9 protein-coding genes are annotated in these 21,960 nt (G+C 70.9%); all 9 read left to right on the forward strand.

The genetic code is table 11. The features are described from left to right. Positions 1-181 precede the first annotated feature (181 nt). The 9 genes from ACFYXA_RS00585 to ACFYXA_RS00625 all read left to right on the forward strand — a co-directional run bounded on the left by ACFYXA_RS00585 (position 182) and on the right by ACFYXA_RS00625 (position 21,943). On the forward strand, positions 182-2,236 hold the full coding sequence (locus tag ACFYXA_RS00585) for an APC family permease (RefSeq protein WP_389027072.1): 2,055 nt from the start codon (positions 182-184) through the stop codon (positions 2,234-2,236). Between the two features lie 107 nt (positions 2,237-2,343). Continuing rightward, positions 2,344-3,672 carry a class I SAM-dependent RNA methyltransferase gene (locus ACFYXA_RS00590; RefSeq protein ID WP_389027074.1) on the forward strand — a complete coding sequence of 443 codons (1,329 nt, stop codon included), beginning with the start codon at positions 2,344-2,346 and terminating at the stop codon, positions 3,670-3,672. Positions 3,673-3,971: 299 nt separating this feature from the next. Then, positions 3,972-5,504, forward strand: a complete 1,533-nt coding sequence (locus tag ACFYXA_RS00595) for a TIGR02677 family protein (protein ID WP_389027076.1) — start codon at positions 3,972-3,974, stop codon at positions 5,502-5,504. Then, positions 5,501-6,847 carry a TIGR02678 family protein gene (locus tag ACFYXA_RS00600; protein ID WP_389027078.1) on the forward strand — a complete coding sequence of 449 codons (1,347 nt, stop codon included), beginning with the start codon at positions 5,501-5,503 and terminating at the stop codon, positions 6,845-6,847. Before ACFYXA_RS00595 ends, ACFYXA_RS00600 begins: the two co-directional genes overlap by 4 nt. Continuing rightward, complete coding sequence (locus ACFYXA_RS00605; RefSeq protein ID WP_389027080.1) at positions 6,844-10,983, forward strand: TIGR02680 family protein; 4,140 nt, start codon at positions 6,844-6,846, stop codon at positions 10,981-10,983. Before ACFYXA_RS00600 ends, ACFYXA_RS00605 begins: the two co-directional genes overlap by 4 nt. Further along, entirely contained in the window at positions 10,980-12,233 is a 1,254-nt protein-coding gene (locus tag ACFYXA_RS00610; RefSeq protein ID WP_389027082.1) for a TIGR02679 family protein, read from the forward strand. The genes ACFYXA_RS00605 and ACFYXA_RS00610 overlap by 4 nt, the downstream gene beginning before the upstream one ends. Before the next feature lie 38 nt (positions 12,234-12,271). After that, positions 12,272-13,438: a serine/threonine-protein kinase gene (locus ACFYXA_RS00615; protein WP_389027084.1), complete on the forward strand. Its 1,167-nt coding sequence runs from the start codon at positions 12,272-12,274 to the stop codon at positions 13,436-13,438. Positions 13,439-13,570: 132 nt separating this feature from the next. Beyond that, entirely contained in the window at positions 13,571-16,528 is a 2,958-nt protein-coding gene (locus ACFYXA_RS00620; RefSeq protein ID WP_389027086.1) for an SNF2-related protein, read from the forward strand. Between the two features lie 54 nt (positions 16,529-16,582). Next, positions 16,583-21,943, forward strand: coding sequence for a hypothetical protein (locus tag ACFYXA_RS00625; RefSeq protein ID WP_389027088.1), 5,361 nt, complete (start codon positions 16,583-16,585; stop codon positions 21,941-21,943). Positions 21,944-21,960: the final 17 nt, after the last annotated feature.

Consider the following 21,960-nt stretch of genomic DNA (forward strand, 5'->3'; position numbering starts at 1 on the left):
AACCTCCGAAGGGCTACGGCGAGCGGGGATTGTCATATAGGCATGACGATTGGTGCGCCTGCAGAATCCCCCGTCGCGCCGTGGCCGATTTCACCCGTGAGGCAGACGTGACACGGCATCACCCGGCCGAGGCCGGGGGAGGGTGGGCGGCCCGGTGTTCGAAGGCCTACGATCCTCTGTTGTGTCCAAACTGACCGACGTGCCCAAACGGATCCTGATCGGGCGCGCACTGCGCAGTGATCGGCTCGGAGAAACGCTCCTGCCGAAGCGCATCGCCCTGCCCGTCTTCGCCTCCGACCCGCTCTCCTCCGTGGCGTACGCCCCCGGCGAGGTGCTGCTGGTCCTGTCCATCGCGGGCGTGTCGGCCTACCACTTCAGCCCGTGGATCGCGCTCGCGGTCGTCGTGCTGATGTTCACGGTGGTCGCCTCCTACCGGCAGAACGTCCACGCCTACCCCAGCGGCGGCGGCGACTACGAGGTGGCCAACACCAACCTGGGCCCCAAGGCGGGCCTGACCGTCGCGAGCGCGCTCCTCGTCGACTACGTCCTGACCGTCGCCGTCTCCATCTCCTCCGGCATCGAGAACCTGGGCTCCGCGATCCCCTTCGTCGTCGAGCACAAGGTGGTCTGCGCCGTCGCCGTCGTCGTGCTGCTGACCCTGATGAACCTGCGGGGCGTCAAGGAGTCCGGCAAGCTCTTCGCGATCCCCACCTACGTGTTCGTCGCCGGCGTCTTCATCATGATCGCCTGGGGGGCCTTCCGGGGGCTCGTCCTCGACGACACGATGCGGGCGCCGACCGCCCAGTACACCGTCAAGGCCGAACACCAGGGCCTCGCCGGCTTCGCGCTGGTCTTCCTGCTGCTGCGCGCCTTCTCCTCCGGCTGCGCCGCGCTCACCGGCGTCGAGGCGATCTCCAACGGCGTCCCGGCCTTCCGCAAGCCGAAGTCGAAGAACGCGGCGACCACGCTCGCGGCGATGGGCCTGCTGGCCGTCACCATGTTCTGCGGGATCATCGTCCTGGCCCTGGTCACCGACGTCCGCATGGCCGAGAACCCGGCCGCCGACCTGCTGAAGAACGGTGTCGCGGTCGGCGCGGACTACGTGCAGAACCCGGTGATCACACAGGTCGCCGAGGCGGTCTTCGGCAAGGGCAGCTTCTTCTTCATCGTGCTCGCGGCGGCCACCGCCCTGGTGCTGTTCCTGGCGGCGAACACCGCCTACAACGGCTTCCCCGTCCTCGGCTCGATCCTCGCCCAGGACCGCTACCTGCCCCGCCAGCTGCACACCCGCGGCGACCGGCTCGCCTTCTCCAACGGCATCGTGCTGCTGGCCGGCGCGGCGGTGCTGCTGATCTGCATCTACGGCGCCGACTCCACCCGCCTGATCCAGCTGTACATCGTCGGCGTGTTCGTGTCGTTCACCCTGAGCCAGACCGGCATGGTCCGGCACTGGAACCGCCACCTGACGACCGAGACCGACCCCGACAAGCGCCGCCACATGATCCGCTCCCGTGCGATCAACACCTTCGGCGCCTTCTTCACCGGCCTGGTCCTCGTCGTCGTCCTCGTCACCAAGTTCACCCACGGCGCCTGGGTCGCCCTGCTCGGCATGGTGATCTTCTACGGCACGATGACCGCGATCCGCCGGCACTACGACGGCGTCTCCGCGGAGCTGGCCGCGCCCGAGGGTCCGAGCGACGACAGCGTCCGCCCCTCCCGCGTCCACTCGGTGCTGCTCATCTCCAAGATCCACCGCCCGACGCTGCGGGCCCTCGCCTACGCCAAGCTGATGCGCTCCGACACCCTGGAGGCGCTCACCGTCAACGTCGACCCGGCCGAGACGAAGGCGCTGCGCGAGGAATGGGAACGGCGCGGCATCGACGTACCGCTGAAGGTCCTCGACTCCCCGTACCGGGAGGTCACGCGGCCGGTCATCGAGTACGTCAAGAGCCTGCGCCGGGAGTCGCCGCGTGACGCGGTGTCCGTGATCATCCCCGAGTACGTGGTCGGCCACTGGTACGAGCACTTCCTGCACAACCAGAGCGCTCTGCGGCTCAAGGGCCGGCTGCTGTTCACGCCGGGCGTCATGGTCACGTCCGTCCCGTACCAGCTGCAGTCCTCCGAGGCGGCCAAGAAGCGGGCCCGCAGGCAGCAGGACTGGAGCGCGCCGGGATCGGTCCGGCGTGGTCCGGCGGACGCGGGACGGGCGAAGGAGTCGTCGGACACCAAGAGCTGACCGCCCCCTGCGCACAGCACCCCGGTCAACGGCCGGACGGCGCCCACGTAGACTGGTGGGCTGTTGTCCGGCCGTTCGTCCACCCTCGTCCCTGGAGTCACCCCGCCATGCAGGAAGAACCGAAGAAGACGCTGGTGGGGACCGAGTACGAGGTCGAGATCGGCCCTGTCGCCCACGGCGGCCACTGCATCGCCCGTACCGAGGAGGGCCAGGTGCTGTTCGTCCGGCACACCCTTCCCGGTGAGCGGGTCGTGGCCCGGGTGACGGAGGGCGAGGAGGGCGCCCGCTTCCTGCGTGCGGACGCCGTGCGGATCCTGGAGGCGTCCAAGGACCGGGTCGAGGCGCCCTGCCCGTTCTCCGGCCCCGGCCGCTGCGGCGGCTGCGACTGGCAGCACGCCAAGCCGGGCGCGCAGCGCCGGATGAAGGGCGAGGTAATCGCCGAGCAGCTCCAGCGGCTCGCCGGCCTCACTCCCGAGGAAGCCGGCTGGGACGGCACCGTGATGCCGGCCGAGGGCGACAAGCTGCCGCCCGGTGAGGTGCCCGCGTGGCGCACGCGCGTGCAGTACGCCGTCGACGCCGAGGGCCACGCCGGTCTGCGCAAGCACCGCTCCCACGAGGTGGAGCGGATCGACCACTGCATGATCGCGGCGCCGGGCGTGGACGAGCTGGGCATCGAGAAGCGCGAGTGGACCGGCATGGAGTCGGTCGAGGCGATCGCGGCGACGGGTTCCCAGGACCGCCAGGTCATCCTGACGCCCCGGCCGGGCGCCCGCCTGCCGATCGTCGAACTGGACCGGCCGGTGTCCGTCATGCGGGTCGGGGAGAAGGACGGCGGCGTCCACCGCGTCCACGGCCGCCCCTTCGTCCGCGAACGCGCCGACGGCCGGACGCACCGCGTCGGCAGCGGCGGCTTCTGGCAGGTGCACCCGAAGGCGGCGGACACGCTGGTGACGGCGGTCATGCAAGGCCTGCTGCCCCGCAAGGGCGAGATGGCCCTCGACCTCTACTGCGGCGTCGGCCTGTTCGCCGGCGCCCTCGCCGACCGCCTGGGCGAGACGGGCGCGGTCCTCGGCATCGAGTCCGGCAAGCGCGCGGTCGAGGACGCCCGCCACAACCTCGCCGACTTCCCCCGCGTCCGCGTGGAACAGGGCAAGGTCGAGACCGTCCTCCCGCGCACGGGCATCACCGACGTCGATCTCATCGTCCTGGACCCGCCCCGCGCCGGTGCGGGCCGCACGACGGTGACCCACCTCGCCTCCCTCGGCGCCCGCAGGATCGCCTACGTCGCCTGCGACCCGGCGGCCCTGTCCCGAGACCTGGCGTACTTCCGCGAGGGCGGCTACCGGGTGCGGACGCTGCGGGCGTTCGATCTGTTCCCGATGACGCATCACGTGGAGTGCGTGGCGATTCTGGAGCCGGCTGCCAAGGGTGCCTGACCTGCGGGTTTCTGTTTCAGGTTCGTTTCTCGACCTGTTTCCCAGGGGGCAACGGGTCGGGCGGTCCGGGGCGCTGTGACCTGCGTTTCGGGGCGAGGCCGGTAGTCGAAGGGTCTCGGGGGCGACCGTCTTGTGTTCGTCCGGGTGCGGACACCACAGCGCACACGCCCCGTCCGTCTCGCGCCTCGATCTCCCTGGACCCGCCTCTGAATGTCGGCACCGCCCTTTACGGTGGAGATCTGAAAGCCGTCGAGGCGGTGGGGGAGGGGGCCACGGGCGTGCGCAGGGTTCCACCGGAGATGTTCCGGTTCACGACGGTGGAGAGGTCCGATCTGTACGGGGCGGTGCTGGAGGCCTTCGGGGTGGCAGGCGAGCACCTGGAGACGGCGTTGGGGCCCGACGCGGTGCGTGAGCGGCTGCGCGCGGTGGGCTGGGCGGCGGCGATCGAGGACGAGGATTTGCATGACGCGCTCAGGAAGCTCGTGCAGTGGGAGCTCCTGGACGTGGTGCACAACCACGCGGCGAACTACCGCACGGCCGAGGAGTACGAGCGGCGAAACCTCCAGTACTCGCTGACCCGCCGGGGCGAGGCCGCTCTCGCCGGCGTGCGGCACGCGCTCGAGGCGCTGGCCTCCACGGGGGCGTTGCAGACCGCCGTGCTGGAGGCCATCGCCGACCGGCTGGACGAGCTGTGCCTGCTGTCCCGCGAACCCGCGTCGGCGGATCGGCGGATCTTCAGCACGTTGCGAGAGCTGGAGGGGCACCTGGAGGCCCTGGTGGAGAACACCAAGGCGTTCAACGGCGAACTCCAACGGCTCCTGCGCGCCGAGGGCGCGGACCTGGAGGTATTCCGCGAGGTCAAGGCCGCGACCGTTGCCTATCTGCAGGAGTTCCTGGTCAACCTCGACCGGCGCGGCCAAGCGGTCGCCGCCGCCGTGGCCCGGGTGGAGGAGCGGGGCACCGCCGTGTTGCGCGAGCGAGCCCTGCGCGGGGCCGAGCTGCCACCGGTGGCCGGTGCGGATCCCACGGCAGGCTGGCTGGAGAGCAGGCGGGCTCGCTGGGCGGGACTGCGAGTGTGGTTCCTTCCCGACGACGGGGCACGACCCCGGATCGAGCAGCTGCACGACATCGCCCGGCGGGCCATCGTCTCGCTCCTTCAGGTCCTGGAGCGGATCAACGAGTCACGGCGCCGCTCCTCCAGCGCGGTGCAGGACTTCCGGGAGCTGGCGCGCTGGTTCGCCGCCGCTCCCGCGGAGGAGGACCTGCACCGGCTGTGGTCGGCGGCCTTCGGACTCGGCCCTGCGCGCCACGCTCACCTCGCCCACCCCGACCCGGAGTTGATCCCGTCGTCCCTGTCCTGGTCCGCTGCCCCGCCCGTGGAGGTGTCGGCGCTGCTGCGGACCAGCGGGCGGACGGAGCGCTTCACCCGCACGGCCAGAGTGCGGGACGTCGCGGCGGTCAGGGCCGAGCGTGCGGAGCGGGCCCGCGCGGAGCGAGCGGAACTCGCACGTGCCTGGCGGGCGCTGGAGAGGGACGGCCCCGTGCGCCTGTCCACATTCGGCACACTGGATCCCGCCGTCTTCGACCGGCTGCTCGACCTGCTGGGCCGGGCCCTGTCCGCCAGGCCGGACGCAGGCGGCCTGCGACGCGCCACGACAGGGGACGGCCGGGTGGAGATCGCGTTGTCGCCGCCTCCCGACGAGCGCACCGCCGTCCTGCGCACCACGAAGGGTTCACTGGCCGCACCGGACTACGTCGTTCACATCACGGCGGCGGGAGGAGCCGGTGTCTTCCCCGCCCTGCGTGCCGAGCGGCAGGAGGCGGCCGGATGAGCACCCTCGCCAACCAACTGGCCACCGCCGAACGGGAGGACGTGGCCCGTGCCATCCGTCTTCTGCTGGTCCACCCCCTGCTGACCGAGGCCGCCGACCCCGCCGGCTTCGAACTGGTACGGCGCCGACGCGAACCGCTGGCCCAGTGGTTCGACTACACGTGCGGCTGGAGCCTGGTGGTGGAGCCCCGCCGCGGTTACGCCCGCCTCGCCAAGGTCCGCGCCGACCCGTGTGACTCCCGACCGGCCCGCAGAACGCGTTCCGGCCGGGCCCCGTTCGACCGCCGGCGTTACGTGCTGCTGTGCGTGACCGCGGCCGAGCTGCTGTCCATGCCGATGACGACCATCGGCATGCTCGCCGACCGTGTCGTGCAGGCCATGGCGGCCGACCGGGCGCTGACCGCGTTCGACCCGGTCCACAAGCCGGAGCGGATGGCGTTCGTCGACGTCCTGAAACTGCTGGAGTCGTACGACGTGCTGCGCGCGGTGGACGGGAGCACCGAGGCGTACGTCGAGTCCGCGGAGGCAAAGGTCCTGTACCGCGTTGACACCACACTGCTGATGCGGCTGCCCGCCGCGCCCGTCGGCGCCTCCCGGCTCGCCGTACCTCCGGACGAGGTGCCCGGGCGGTTCGAGGACCTCCTCACGGGTCTCGTACGGGAGCGCCGCTACGGAGGCGCGGTCGCCGACGGCACTTCGGACGAGACACACAGCGACACAACCGCGACGGACGCGCAACGCAACCTGAGGCTGCGCCACTCGGTGCTGCGCCGCCTCTTCGACGACCCCGTGCTGTACCGGACGGACCTCACCGAGGACGAACTGGCGTACGTCACCTCCCTCACCGGACGGCAGATCCTGCGCCGCTCGGTCGAGCAGGCCGGCTTCCTCCTGGAAGAACGAGCCGAAGGCTTCCTGCTCGTGGACCCTGACGGGCTCGCCACCGATGCCCGTTTCCCCGACGACACCTCCACCGCCCGGGTCGCCGCGCTGCTCCTCCTGGAGCCCCTGTGCGACGCGCCCGCGGGGCTGCTGCCCGAGCAACTCGCCGAGGTCGGCGCGGGTCTGCTGCGGCGCTTCCCGCGGTGGGCCAGGGCGTATCAGTCCGAGGACGGCGCGACCCGGTTGTCCGACGATGCCGTGCGCGTACTGCGTGACGTGGGCCTGGCCCGCCGGGCGGGGGGCCGTGTCGTCGCGTGCCCGGCCGCTTACCGCTACCGCCTGACGCAGACGACGAGTCAGGACCGGGACGACAGGCCCGGACCGCAGGAGGACGCGCGGTCGCCCGGGGCAGCGGACAGCACGACTTCCAGGGACGTTGCCGCAGAAGGAGACCAGCAGTGAGCGTGACGGAGCTCCCCCTCCCGCGGCGGCCGGAGCCGACCGAGCCGGCTGCGGCGCCGGCACAAGGGGCGGAAGCCACCCGCAGCCGCTGGCAGCCGCACCGTGCGGGCATCCTCAACGTCTGGCGCTACTACGACGAGACGTTCACCTTCCACCAGGGCCGTCTGCTGCTGCGCGGCCAGAACGGTTCGGGCAAGTCCAAGGCCCTGGAGCTTCTGCTGCCGTTCCTCTTCGACGCCAGCCTGCGTCCCAACCGCCTGTCCACGTTCGGTGGTTCGGAACGCACCATGCACTGGAACCTGCTGGGCGAGGGCGCCTCCGGAAAGACCCGCGTCGGATACGTGTGGATGGAGTTCCGCCGCGTCGGTGAGGACGGCACCGAGCGGTGGTTCGGCTGCGGGGCGCGCCTGCAGGCGAGCGTGCACACCAGCACGGTGCACGCCGACTACTTCACCACCGGCTCCCGGCTCGCCCACCCCGACGGTGTCCTCCTGGTCAACGAGGCGGGACAGCCACTGACCCGGGCCGCCCTGGCGCAAGCGCTGGGCGAGCGCGGTGACGTGCATGCCTCAGCCACCGACTACCGCACGGCCGTGCGGCGTGAACTCTTCGCTGGCATGGGGGAGCAGCGTTACGAGTCGCTGCTGTCCGCGTTGCTCCAGCTGCGCCAGCCCAAACTGTCCGAACGGCTCGATCCGTCCCTGCTCTCCATCCTGCTGTCCCGCGCTCTGCCCCCGCTGGGCGAGGGAGAGATCGCCGAACTCGCCGAGGGCTTCGAGCGGCTGGACCGCCAGCGCGAACACCTCAAGCGGCTCGACGAAGAGGTGACGGCCGCCGAGACGGTCGCATCGCGGCAGCGCGCCTACGCGCGACGGGTCCTGCGTGCTGGTTCCGCCGTGCTGATCTCGGTGACCACCGAGATGGACAACCTCACCCGCGTCGCCCGCCAGAGCGCCGAGGAGCTCCAGCGGGCGCTGGCGGAGCGCGAGTCGGCTCAGGGGCGGCGCGAGGAGCATGAGCTGCGCGCACACGCCTTGGAGGAGACCGTCGAGGGCCTGCGCGAGAGTGACGAGTACAAGCAGGGCGAGGAACTCGACCGGCTCCGCCGCCGCACCGAAGACGTGACAGCCGCCGCCGGGAGGCAGCGAGCCGCTGCCCAAGCTGCTCAGGCCCAGTCGGAGGAGGACCAGCTGCACGCCGATGAGGCAGCGGGCCGGGCCCGCACACTCGGCGAGCACGCACACGAAGCCGCCGGGGAGGCGCACAGGTCGGCCCGGCCAGCTGGGCTGGAGTCCATCCACCACGAGGTGCAGACGATCCTAGACGCGGATCCGACGGTGGCCATCCCCGGCGGCATGGGACGCGAACAGGGCTACGGCGGCCCGCGTGCGACGGCCGAGAACGGGGCGCGACAGGCCCGTCGGCTGCTGCGTGGCGCGGAAACCGCCCGACGTCAGCAGATCACCCTCGTCACCGGGGCGATCGATGAGCACGATCGCGCCGTACGCGACCGAGGTGCCGCCGAGGAACTGCTGGACGAGGCCCGCACCCGACTCGCGGAGGCGATCGTCCGGCGGGACGAGGCGTCCGTGGCCTGGGACGAGGCCCTCGCCGCACAGGCTGAACGGCTGCTCGCCTGGGTGGAGGGCTGCGCGGAACTGCGCATCACCGACCCCGGGGAACTCCTGGCCGCAGCAGCGGCCGAGGCCGAGGTGACGGCCCTGACCGAAGCTGCCGCACGCCCGCTGGAACAGGAGATCGCCACGGCGGAGGCCACCACCCGAACCGCATGTCAGGGTCTGCGGGACGAGCGGAGCCGACTTCAGGAGGAGGTACGACGGCTGAGCGGTGAAACCGACCTGCCGCCGGTGCCCCCGCCCACCCGCACCACCGTCCGCACGGCGACGGCGGGAGCACCCCTGTGGCGGTTGGTCGCCTTCCATGAAGGTGTCCCGCCCGCGGTTCAGGCCGCGGTGGAGGCCGCACTGGAGGCGTCGGGTCTCCTTGACGCCTGGGTCAGCCCGTACGACGGGATCACACTGCCGGGGCACGACACCCGCGCCGAGGCAGCCCTGGCCATGACCGCCCCCGGCTCCAGCCTGCTGGAGGTGCTGGGGCCCGAGGCGGACATCCCCGTCCCGGCCGACACCGTGACCCGTATCCTCGCCGGCATCGCGTACGGCTCGGCGCTGCCCGGGGGGCACCCCGCGGCCGTCTCCGCCGACGGATCCTGGCGTCTCGCGCTCGCCACCGGGACCTGGAGCAAGCCGGAACCGGCCCACATCGGAGCCCTGGCGCGGCAGCGGGCCCGGCAGCGCAGGATCGGCGAACTGACCGACCGCATCGGCGAGACGAAGCCGGCTCTCGCCACGCTCGACGACCAGCTGCGCGGTCTCGCCGCCCGCCGCGCCCGGCTGGACGCCGACCGCGCAACCCGACCCGACCACCGGGAGCTCGATGGCCGGCGCCGTGACCGGGACCGCGCCGAGGAAAGGGTGGCAGCTCGGGACGACGCCGTGCGTGACGCCGCCGGGCGGCTGGCGCGGTGCGAGAGCGAGGCTGCCGGTGCGCTGCGCACGCTCGACCGCCGGGCCGTGGAACACGGACTGCCCACCGACCGCGACCGACTGCGTGAACTCTCCGCCGCCGTAGACGAGTTCCGCGACACCGCCGACAGCTGGGTGGACGCCCGGCTCGCCGCGACCGCCGCTGCCGACCTGGCCCACCAGAGGGCCGCGCAGGCGGACCGATCGCGCCGGATCGCCGAGGGAGAGGCCGAGGGGGCCACCGCCGCCGAAGCGGAGGCGGCGGGGCTGAAGGCGCGCCTGCAGGCGGTGGAAGCCGGCGTCGGCGAGGACTACCGGCAGATCGTCGCACGCGTCGCCGAGGCGCGGGCCGAGCTGCGGCGCTGCCGTGAGGAGGCCGGCCGGGCGGCTGATCTCCTACTGCGCCTGGAAGGACGTATCGGTGAACTCCGGGCCACCAGCGGCCAGGACGCCGAGCGGCGGGAACAGGGCGTCGCGATCCGGGACGCCGCAGCGCATCGGTTCCGGCACCTGTGCCTGGCCGGGCTGGCCGAGGACGCCGGCATCACACGGGAACTCGATGCCGGTGACGGCACCAAGGCCACACTGGAGGCCGCCCGCTCCACAGCGGCGAAGTGGCCCGGCATCCCGCACGCCCCACGCAACCTGGGCGACGCCGCGACCCGTCTCTCCGAAGCGGTCCACGAGGCACGCCAGCGCCTCGGCGCCCGCGCCGACCTGGACCTGGAACCGGACGACGACATCCAGCTCTTCACCGCCACCCTGGACGGAGTACGCGTGGGGGCGACGGGTCTGCTCACCACGCTGACCCAGGAGCGTGACCGCAGCCGGGACGACATCACCATCGCCGAGCGGCGCCTGTTCGACCAGATCCTCACCGGCGACATCCGCCGTCACCTCGCGGCGCGCATCCGCCAGGCCGGCGAACTCGTCGACCGCATGAACGGGCACCTGGAACGGGTCCGTACCGCATCCAAGGTCGCCGTCCGACTCGTCTGGGACGTCCGTCCAGACCTTCCGGACAGCACCCGCACCGCCCGCCAACTGCTGCTGAAGGATCCCGGCCGGGTCACCGAGACCGACCGGGAAGCCCTCCACGCGTTCTTCCGGGCCAGGATCGAGGAGGCCAAGGGCAGCAACACGGCCGCCGGCTGGGAGGAACAGCTCGGCCAGGTCCTCGACTACACCGCCTGGCACCGCTTCACCGTCCGCCTCGACCGGGCCAACGGAACCGGCTGGCAGCCCCTCACCAAAAAGCTGCACGGTGCGCTCTCCGGCGGAGAGAAGGCCATCGCACTGCACCTTCCCCTGTTCGCCGCCGTCGCCGCCCACTACGAGGCCGTGCCCATGGCCCCCCGGCCGATCCTGCTGGACGAGGTGTTCGTCGGCGTCGACACGGTCAACCGGGGGCAGGTCTTCGCCCTGCTTACCGCGCTCGACCTGGACCTGATCGTCACCTCCGACCACGAATGGTGCACCTACGGCGAGCTGCCCGGCATCGCCGTCCACCAGCTCCTCACCGACGGGCACGACGACGCGGTCACCAGCGCCCGCTTCGTCTGGAACGGCACCGACCTGGACGCGGGATGACCCACCTGGATCCGACCTCCGGCGAACGGGCCTTGCGCCGCCCGGAACTCCGTCCGCTCTGGCACACGCTCCACGACCGCCTCTCCTCGGGCCGCCCCGTCACACGGGTGCGCCTCGGACCGCTCGACGACGCCCAGCGCGAGGCTCTCGCCGACCTCCTCGGCCTGGACCGCCTGCCCGATGCCAGACCCTCCGTCGCCCTGGCCCGGCTGGAGGAAGCCGTCACCGAGCTGTGCGGCCGTACGGTGCGCGAGACCGTCATCGAACTCGTGGGTCCCCTCGGCGACCGCGCGGGCGAACGCCGTCGCCAGGAAGGCGAACGAGCGGAGCTGTGGGCCTGGCTGGCCGACCATGACACCGTGCGGGCGCAGCCGGCGCTCTCCGGCTGGGCCGCCTCCTGCCGAGCCGCCGGTCTGGTCGGCGGCTCACCGCAACGCACGCGATCGCTGCTCGCCGACGCGCTCACGGTGCTCGCGGAGCTCCCCGCCCAGGCGGAACCGCTGCCTGTCTTCGCCGCTCGAGTCCTGAACGGCCATGCGCACGCACTCGACGACGGAACCCCCCTGTCCACCCTCGTCCTGCGTGCCCTGGCAACCCTGTACGACCTCGCCCCACCGCAGTCCGCCGCGGACCGGCGTGCCCTGTGGGCACGCGCAGGCGTTGCCGACGACGACCTGTCCCCGACCGTTCTCGTCGGGGGACTACGCCCTGCGGGCGACGGCCCGCTCGCCCGAGTGTCCCGCGTCTGCGCCGAGAGCGGACAGGCCGCCAGCCTGACCCTCGCCCAACTGCGCAGCCCGGGCGAGTTCACCTTCCCCGCAGGCCCCGCACCTGTCGTCCACGCCGTGGAGAACCCCAGCATCCTGGCCCTCGCGGTACGCCGTTTCGGACCGGACTGCCCGACGCTCGTGTGCACCTCCGGCTGGCCCAACAGCGCGGCCATCCGTCTCCTCCGCCTCCTCGCGGACCAAGGCGCCACCCTCCGCTATCACGGCGACTTCGACGGTGAAGGCATCCGCATCGCCGCGTATGTCCTGAACAAGACACCGGCCCGCCCCTGGCGCATGACGGCGGCGGACTACCGCGCCGCGATCGCCCGCACTCCGCGAGGTCCGCGGCCCGGCCGCCTCACCGAGGCCCCCTGGGACACCGAGCTGACCCGGGCCATGGCAGAACACGGCACCGCCGTGGTGGAGGAGCTGGTCGCCGACGTCCTGCTGGCAGACCTGGCCGGGGAGTCGCCCCTGTAATGTGCCTCACCGGAACGCCGAGGGGGAGCGAGGACGCCGTGGAACCGCTGAGGAATGACGACCCCACCCACATCGGGGGCTATACCCTGCGCGGCCGGATCGGCTCCGGCGGCATGGGCCGCGTCTACCTGGGGGAGTCACCCGCCGGTCAGCAGGTCGCCGTCAAGGTCATCAAGACGTCGGTCCTCGACACCGAGACCCGCAGCAGATTCGTCCTCGAAGTGGAGAACCTCAAGAAGGTCTTCGGTCCCCGCGTCGCGGCCTTCGCCGGCGCGGATCCGCTCGCCGAGCGGCCGTGGCTGGCCGTCGACTACGTCCCCGGCCCCGACCTCCTGCGGCACGCCCGCGACCACGGCCCCCTGCCGCTCGTCGAGACCGCCAGTCTCGGTGCCCTGCTGGCCGAGGGACTCACCTCCGTCCACCAGGCGCAGCTGCTGCACAGGGACCTGAAACCGCAGAACATTCTCCTCGGCCCCGACGGCCCCAAGGTGATCGACTTCGGCCTGGCCGTGCTCGCGGAACGCCGTACGACGCTGACCGCGACGGGTGTCGTGGTCGGCAGCGTGCTGTGCATGCCGCCCGAGCAGGCGGAGGGAAGCCACCGTCTGACCCCGGCCGCGGACGTCTACGCCCTGGGCGTGGTCCTGCTGTTCGCCGCCACCGGCCACTACCCGTACGACGGCGACAACTGGCTGACGGTCGCGGCGCGCATCGGCGATCCGAACCAGGCCCCGGATCTGACGGGGCTGGCCGAGGAGCTGGTTCCCGTCGTGTCGTCGATGCTCGCGTTCGACCCGGCGGACCGGCCTGCTCTCCCCGAGGTGACGGCGACACTGGTGGCCGTCCTCAACAGCGCGGGCGTCACCGCCTGGCAGGCACGGCAGATGCTGATCACCCGGACCGCACCGCACGCCGACGGCCGGCTGATTCCGCCTCCGGGACCGATCGCCGAGTACGAGCCCACGGTCGTCGACCCGGCCGCGCAGCCTTCGAAGGAGCAGCAGCCGGACGCCGGTGATGCCGCCCTCCCCGACGAGGCGGGCGACGCCGTCGCTCCACCGCCAGGCCCTCGGCCCGCACCCCCCGCACGCCTTCCACGAGGACGCATGCCGGACGCCGCCACCGCCCACTCCGTCGCCGAAGCCCTGCGCTCCGCCTATGCCCGGGAGGCATCCTTCGCCCCGGCCCGCGTCGGCGGACGCTGACCGATCGCCCGGAGAAGGCGCACTTCCCGCAGCGACCTGCACGAACACCGCACGCCGTGGAAGACTTGCGCGGTATTCGTCCCCATCCGGGCGACGGCAGACACAGTGTGCGCAGGACGCGGAGGCAGCAGCGTGACCCACCAGCCGGACGGGCGGCCACAGCAGTCGGCAGTCGCGGAGGCGGCGGACGCATCGGAGAGCAGGTTCCCGCCGGGTGCCCAGATCCTCGTCCGGGACGAGGAGTGGCTGGTCAAGAACGTCACTCCGAGCCGTGACGGTGCCAAGATCGAGGCGGTCGGCGTCTCGGAGTTCGTCCGCGACGAGCCGGCCGTGTTCTTCACCGAGATCGAGCGCCTGGCCGGTGACGGGGTCAGGCTGCTCGACCCCGAGGACACCGAGCTGGTCGAGGACCCGACCGACCACTTCCGGCGCAGCCGCCTCTTCCTCGAGGCCCTCCTGCGCAAGACGCCGCTGCCGCAGACCGAACGCGGCCTGGCCCTCGCGGACCGCTTCCTCGTCGACCCGCTCAGTTACCAGCAGCGCCCCGCTGAGCTGGCCCTCTCCCTCGCTAACCTGCGCCCCCGTCTGCTCATCGCCGACGTCGTGGGCCTCGGCAAAACCCTGGAGATCGGTCTCACCCTGGCCGAGCTGATCCGCCGCGGCCGGGGCGAGCGCATTCTCGTGGTCACCCCGCAGCACGTCCTTGAGCAGTTCCAGCACGAACTGTGGACCCGCTTCTCGATCCCGCTGATCCGCCTGGACTCGGTCGGCATCCAGCGCATCCAGCGGGAGATCCCGGCAGGCCGCAACCCCTTCACCCACTACAAGCGGGTCATCGTCTCCGTCGACACGCTCAAGAACATCGGGCAGTACCGCCACCACCTGGAGAAGATCCACTGGGACGCGGTGGTCATCGACGAGTCCCACAACCTGATCAACCGGGGCAGCCAGCGCAACGCGCTCGCCCGGGTCCTCGCCCCCAACACCGACGCTCTGCTGCTGGCCAGCGCCACCCCGCACAATGGCGACGGCAAGTCCTTCGCCGAGCTGATCAGCCTGCTCGACCCCGTGGCGATCGCGGACCCGAACGACTACGACGCCGAGAACGACCTGAGCCATCTCTTCATCCGCCGCACGAAGGTCCATCCCGAGGTGCGCGACCAGATCGGCAAGGAGTGGGCCGACCGCGACCCCACCGTCTCCGTGCCGTGCACCGCCACCGATGCCGAGGAGCGGATCTTCGCGGAGCTCACGGAGCACTGGATCCCGGCCCCGGACTCCTCCACCGAGTTCGGCACCGCTTCGTCCGGCCGTACCGCGCTCACCGAGGACCGCCTCTTCCCGTACACGCTCCTGAAGGCCTTCCTCTCCTCGCACCGGGCGCTCGCCAAGACCGTCGCCACCCGCAGGAACAACCTGACCGAGAAGGCGGCGAAGACGGCGCCCGGCACTCCGGCGGCCGGCCGCATCGCCACCGAACTCACCGCCTTGGAGCGCCTGTCCGCACTGACGGCCGCCATCGGGGAGACCGGCGCGCCGGGTGACTCCGCCAAGCTGGACGCCCTGGTGGAGCAGCTCATCGACATCGGCATACGTCCCGGCTCCGCCACCCGGGTCGTCGTCTTCTCCGAACGCGTCGAGACGCTCAAGTGGCTCGCCAAGGTTGTCCCCGCCCGGCTCGGCTTCACCGAGGACCAGGCGAAGCAGGCCGTGCGGATCATGCACGGCGGCCTGTCCGACAAGGAGCAGATGGACGTCGTGGAGGCCTTCGGGCTGGCCCACCACCCCGTCCGTATCCTGTTCACCGGCGACGTGGCCTCCGAGGGCGTCAACCTGCACCGCCAGTGCCACGACCTCGTGCACTATGACATCCCCTGGTCGCTGATCCGCATCGAGCAGCGCAACGGGCGCATCGACCGCTACGGCCAGAAGCACAACCCCCGCTTCCGCGCGCTGATCCTGCACTCCGAGACCGAGGGCGCCAAGGACGACCGTACGGTCGCCGAGAAGCTCCTCGAGCGGGAAGAGGAGGCCTACCGCCTCGACGGCACCGCCGAGGCGGTCACCGGCCTCTACCGCGCGGAGGAGGAGGAACGCCGCCTGATCAAGGACCTTCTCGCCGGCCGCACGGTGGAGGAGTCCCTCGCCGCCTCGCCCACCTTCGGCGACCCGCTGACGGCGCTCTTCTCCCAGCCGTCCGTCCTGCCCGAGCACCGCCCCGTGCCCAAGGCCTCGGTACCGTCCCTGTTCGGCGGCGACACCGAGAGGTTCGTCCGGGCGGCCCTCGACGAGGTCTACGACGAGCGCCCGCACGACGCGCTCGACCTCTCCGAGCACTTCCGCACCGGCCCGAGCGGCGAACGGGCCCCCTACCTCAGCCTCGCCACCGCGAAGGCTCCCGACCTCCTCCACCGCCTCGACTTCCTGCCTCCCGACTACCTGCGGGAGCAGAAGCTGAAGGAACGACTGCTGGTCACCTTCGACCGGGGCCTGGGGCAGGTCAGCCTGGACGAGGCCCGGGGCAAGTCCGGCTCCAGCTGGCCCGCGATCGGCTACCTCACCGACATCCACCCCCTGGTGGAGTGGCTGGTCGACAAGGTTCTCGTCCAGTTCGGCCGCCAGCAGGCACCCGTCGTCCTCACCCCCCGAGCACCCGGCCCCACCTTCCTCGTCCAGGGCATCTACTCCAACAGGCTCGGCCGCCCCACGGTCGTGGAATGGATGGCCGTCCGCGGCCTGCCCGGCACCCCCGAGGTGGTGCCGATGCCGGACGCCCTGACGGAAGCCGGCGTCGGACCCGACATGGCCAACCCGGCCCCGCCCCGCGACCTGGCCGCCCTCCAGTCCCTCGTCCCGGCCGCCGTCGCCGCCGCCCGCGAGCACCTGGAGGAACGCAAGGACGCCTGGACGCGGCAGATCAGCGCCCAGCTCGACGACTACCGCAAACGCCTCGGCCGCTGGCAGCAGGAGTCCCTCCTGCCCGGCCGCATCGTCGAGGACACCATCCGCCACCAGACGGAACTGGCCGACAAGCTCACCGCCAGCGGCCGCCCGCTGCTGCGCGTCCTGGCCGTCCTCGACCGCGCCTGACGGCAGCCCCCGCCCCCTTCCTCTCCGCAGCCACCCGCAGAAACGGTCCTCGACGTGACGTACGACTCGCTGGTCAACCACGGCGACTACTTCTCCGCGCACTACCTCGCCGAGGTCCTCCCCAAGGACCTCAAGGCGAAGGACGGGCTGCTGGCCCGCTGGACCGAACGCGAGGCCGAGGAGAACAAGAAGCCGGCGGACGAGCCGCGCACCCTCACCCCTCGCCAGGGCCTGCGGGCCCTGCGCACCCCGTACTTCGCGGGCCGCGCCTACCTCGCGGAGCGGGCCCAGGCGGAAGTCGACGCTCCCGAGGACGAGTCGGGCTGGCGCACACACGACGACCCGCGCTGGATCAAGACGGTCGCCGAACTCCACGAACGCGTTCTGCGGGCACTCGGTTACACCCCCACTCCGGCGACCCTCACCGTCGAACGAGCAGGCCGTACCTACGACATCGAGGTCACCCACGCCGAACCCGGCCTGGTCGCGATCGCCTGCGGCTGGGCCGCCGAACCGGACGCCGCCCGCGACCCCGCCGGCCCCGGCCGGCTCCTGCACCCCGTCGACATCCAGCAGGGCGAGTCGATCACCGACGCCGACGCCCTGGTCCGCTTCCTCTTCGCCGCCGACGACCCGCCCCGCTACATCCTCGTCCTGGTCGGCGGCGTCGTCGTCCTCGCCGACCGCACCGCCTGGAGCGAGGGCCGCTACCTGGCCGTCAGCCTCGACTCGGCCCTGGAACGCCGCGACGACCGCCCCGGCGGCGAACTCGACACGATCGCCGCCCTGTTCGGCGCGGACTCGCTCCGCGTCCCGGAGACCGGCGGCACGAATCCGCTGGCCGACCTCGTCTCCAAGTCGGGCAAACACGCCGTGGGCGTCTCGACCGAGCTCCGCGAGGGCCTCAAGGACTCCGTCGAACTCATCGCCCAGGCCGTGCTGAAGCGGCTGTCCGAGAAGGGCGTGACCCCCGCCGACCTCGACGACCTCCAGCGGCTGGCCCGCCGCCTGACCCGCGAGTCACTGCGCTACCTCTACCGGATCCTGTTCCTGCTCTACGCCGAGGCCCGCCCCGAGCTGGGCATCCTCCCCTCGGACTATCCGGAGTACGGCGCGGGTTACGGCCTTCAACGTCTGGGCGACCTGGCCGTTCGGGACCTGGTCGGCCCGACCGCCCGCGACGGCTTCCACCTCTACCAGTCGATCGACCTGCTCACCCGCATGGTCAACCAGGGCCACCGCCCGCACGGCACCGAGCCCGAGGACCGGGCGGAAGAGGCGGCGGACCGTGCGGCGGAAGAGGCGGAGGCCGCCGAACTCGCGGCATCGGGCGGGGACCTGACGGAGGCGCAGCTGAACCTGCGCGCCCGCCGCTTCGAACGGGCGCGGCGAGCCCGGCGCAGTGAGGACGTCGGACTGCGCTTCGAGCCGCTGCGCTCCGACCTCTTCGAGCCGGGCGCGATCCGGCTGATCGGCCCGAAGGTCCCCAACCCGGCGTACGACGAGGACGACCCGTCCTCGGGACCGGAGTTCTTCGACACCAGGCTGCGCAACGCCACCCTCCACAAGGTGCTGCGCCGCCTCATGCTCACCAAGGGCCGTAAGGGCGAGCGCGGCGGCTTCATCTCCTACGCGCAGCTCGGCATCAACCAGCTCGGCGCCGTGTACGAGGGCCTGATGTCGTACACCGGCTTCATCGCGGACGAGACCCTCTTCGAGGTCGCCAAGGGCGGCGACGCCTCCAAGGGCAGCTGGATGATCCCCGAGTCCCGCGCCAACGACTACCCGAACGAGGTGTTCGTCCAGCGGGAGAACGACGAGACCGGCCTGACGGAGCGGGCCGAGTACCCGCCGGGCTCCTTCGTCTACCGGCTGGCGGGCCGGGACCGCGAGAACACGGCGTCGTACTACACCCCGGAGTCCCTGACCCAGGTCACGGTCGAGCTGGCGCTCAAGCACCGCCTCGACCAGAACGGTGAGGTGACGTCGGCTCGCGAGCTGCTGAGTTGGAAGATCTGCGAGCCCGCCCTCGGCTCGGGCGCGTTCCTCAACGAGGCGATCAACCAGGTCGCCGCGGAGTATCTGAAGCGCCGGCAGGCCGAGACCGGCGTGGAGATCGACCCCGACCACAGGCTGGCCGAACTCCAGAAGGTCAAGGCGTACGTCGCCCTGCACAACGCGTACGGCGTCGACCTCAACGCCACGGCGGTGGAGCTGGCGGAGGTCTCCCTCTGGCTCAACACCATGCACCCCGGGATGCAGGCCCCCTGGTTCGGTCTGCACCTGCGGCGCGGCAACTCCCTCATCGGCGCGGGCCGCAAGATCTACGACAAGGAGGCGCTGGGCAAGGGCAAGTGGCTGTCGAAGAAGGACACGCTCGCTCCGAAGGAACTCCCGTTCCGCGCGGGGGCGTTGCCCGAGGGAGCCGTCCATCACTTCCTGCTGCCCGCGCTGGGGTGGGGAGCGGTGGTCGGCGACGCCAAGTCCAAGAAGATCGCCGAGGAGCTGGACAAGGCGGCGGTCCAGCGGATGGAGAAGTGGCGTTCCGGCATTCAGCGGGCACCGAAGACGCTGACGCAGCGGCGCCGGCTCCAGGGGGTCGCGCGGCGGGCCGAGTTCCTGTGGGGGCTGGTCGTCGAGCGGCTGAGGCAGTCCGAGAGGGAGATCTCGCGCGAGATCGACGTCTGGGGCGCGGACTGGTTGGACCATCCGAAACAGGCGGTGCCGAAGGAGGTCGTGTACGGCGACCTCACGCGTCCCGGGACGCCGTACTGGCGGCTGAAGACGGTCATGGACGTGTGGTGCGCACTGTGGTTCTGGCCGCTGGACCGGGTGGAGGAGCTGGCCGGAGACGGCGGTGAGGGCGTCGAGGCCGGGGCCGAGCAGCTGCCGTCGGAGGAGGTGCCGGTCGAGTCGGCCGGTCCCGCCCCCGGGGACCAGCTCTGGGTGAAGGACGGGCTCTTCGACGACGGGCTTCCTCAGCAGCTGGAGATGGAGGGCGCGGCGGAGTCGAAGCCGACGCGGAAGAGGGCGGCGGCACGGTCCAAGGAGCGGCGCGAGGTGATTCCCCTCGCCACGCTGGACGACTGGATCGACTTCCTGGAGTGCGCGCTCGGTGCGAAGGACGTGCCGGCGGATTCCCTCGTGGCCGGCTTCAAGAACCTAAAGGCGCTGCGGGACTTCGAGGTGAACCTCGACGGGTTCATGGGGATGGACTCGCCGTTCCGGCTGAAGGCGCGGTTTCCGTGGCTGGACACGGTGGAGGACGTGGCGGGGAGTGAGGACCGGGATGACCTCGGGGCCGATGTGGGGCTGGGCTTCTTCCATTGGGAGTTGCAGTTCGCTCATGTCTTCGCCGGGGAGGCGGCCGGCTTCGACTTGCAGGTGGGGAATCCGCCCTGGGTGCGGCCCAGATGGGAGGAGGACATCCTGCTCGCCGAGTTCGAGCCGTGGTTCGTGCTGCAGGAGAAGCCGGCAAGGTCGGAGAAGGACCGGCGGCGGGCTGAGCTGACCGAGCGGGCCGAGGTCGGTTCCTACCTGTCGGCCGAACTTGTATCCAACACGGGCATGGTGGCCTTGCTCGGCTCGCCGGTCGCGTATCCGTTGCTTATAGGCACGCAGCCGGACCTGTATCGGGCGTTCATGTGTCAAACCTGGTCCCATGCGGGCCGCTTGGGCACGGTCGGTCTTGTCCATCCCGACACTCATCTCAGCGGTGACAAGGAAGCTCAGCTGAGGCAGGCGACCTACAGGCGGCTGCGTGTGCACGGCGACTTCGTCAACGCTGGCAACCGCTTCTTTCCGCCGCCGGTCGGCCGGTCCAGCCACTTCGGCGTGCACGTCTATGGGCCTGATGGAGAGATCGGGTTCGACCACCTGTCGTGGCTGTTCTCGGTGGACGCACTACGGCTTTCCGCTCAGCACGACGGTTCGGGGCCGGACCCGGGGGTCCGGTACGGGGACACGTGGGACGAGCGGCCACACAAGAAGCGGATCATCCGGGTGGACAGGGCGACGCTGGAGCAGTGGCAGCGGTTGATGGGTGACGAGGGGCAGCCAGAGCAGGGCCGATTGCTGTCGCCGGTGAGTGTAGCGGAGGGTAAGGCCATCAAGGCGTTGGCGGATTACCCGCTGAGGTTGGGGGCGCTGGACCCGCAGATCACCCGAGGCTTCGACGAGAGTGGTGCCAAGAAGGAAGGCTTTATCGATTACAACCTCCCGATGGAGGACGGCTCGGTCTTCCGGCCTAAGCAGTGGGACGATGTCATTCTCAAGGGACCTCAACTGGGCCTCGCGAATCCGCTGTTCAAGCAGCCCAGTCAGGGTGGTGGGGAGGTTCTCGGACTCAACCATCTGGTGATTCCCGACGATGTGGTGCCGGAGACGGGGTATCTGCGGGTTGCTACACCAGAGAGGTACGCCGAGAAGCTGGACAGGTGGCTTGACCGAGGCGGCTTGGCGCGACTGCTCGCATCGGAAGGGGCCGCGGCCAAGGCTCGGCAGGTGCTGGCGCACGCTAAGGGGGTGCCGGAGGACGAGGTTGGGGACGAGGCTGTCGATCGACATTTTGTGGAGCGGTCGACTCGCCCGTACACGAAGTTCTACCGGGTTGCGTGGCGGCGCCAGATTGCACCTGACACGGAGCGTGCTCTCTATACGGCGTTGATTCCCCCGGGGGCTGCGCATATCAACACGGTCCATAGTCTTGCCATGGGTGATAACCAACTGACTGCGCTCGTTGCGGGTTTCTGGTCAGGCCTACCTGTCGACTACTTCCTGCGAACGACGGGGCGAGGCGACCTTCAAGCTGGGGGAGCGAAAGAGCTGCCTGCCCCGTCGGTGAGACATCCGCTGGCGTCCGCCTTGTTGCTGCGTACATTGAGGCTTAACTGCCTGACGTCCGCCTACTCAGCTCTCTGGGCCGAGCTTTACGATCCCACTTGGCCGGCGTACGAGGCCTGGGCTTGCAGATGGCCCCACTTGCAGCCCCTGCATGAAATCGGTCCCGAATGGACTCGTGCAACGCCTCTGCGTACCGAACGCGCCCGACGTGCAACCTTGGTAGAGCTGGATGCCTTGGTGGCTGTATGGCTTGGGGTGGACGCCGACGCGCTCGTCGCCATGTACAAGGCTCGCTTCCCGATCATGCAGGACTTCGATGCGGTGACCTGGTTCGACGCTGAGGAACGCCGTATCGCAGGCAACCGCTACACCTACGGCCACGGCCAGACCAAGGACCACTACGAACAACTCCGCGCCCACCTGGACGGCGAACGCAAGGACCCGCCGGACGGCTACACGGCCCCCTTCTACAAGGCGAACCGCGAGGTTGAGATGCGCGAGGCACACGCCTACTTCTCGGCGCGTCTCCAGGAGGCCATCGATCAGGGCAAGTGGTCACCGCCGCCCACCTGACCGGGATACGCCGACGC

The sequence above is a fragment of the Streptomyces sp. NPDC002566 genome (assembly GCF_042889585.1).
Taxonomy (GTDB): domain Bacteria; phylum Actinomycetota; class Actinomycetes; order Streptomycetales; family Streptomycetaceae; genus Streptomyces.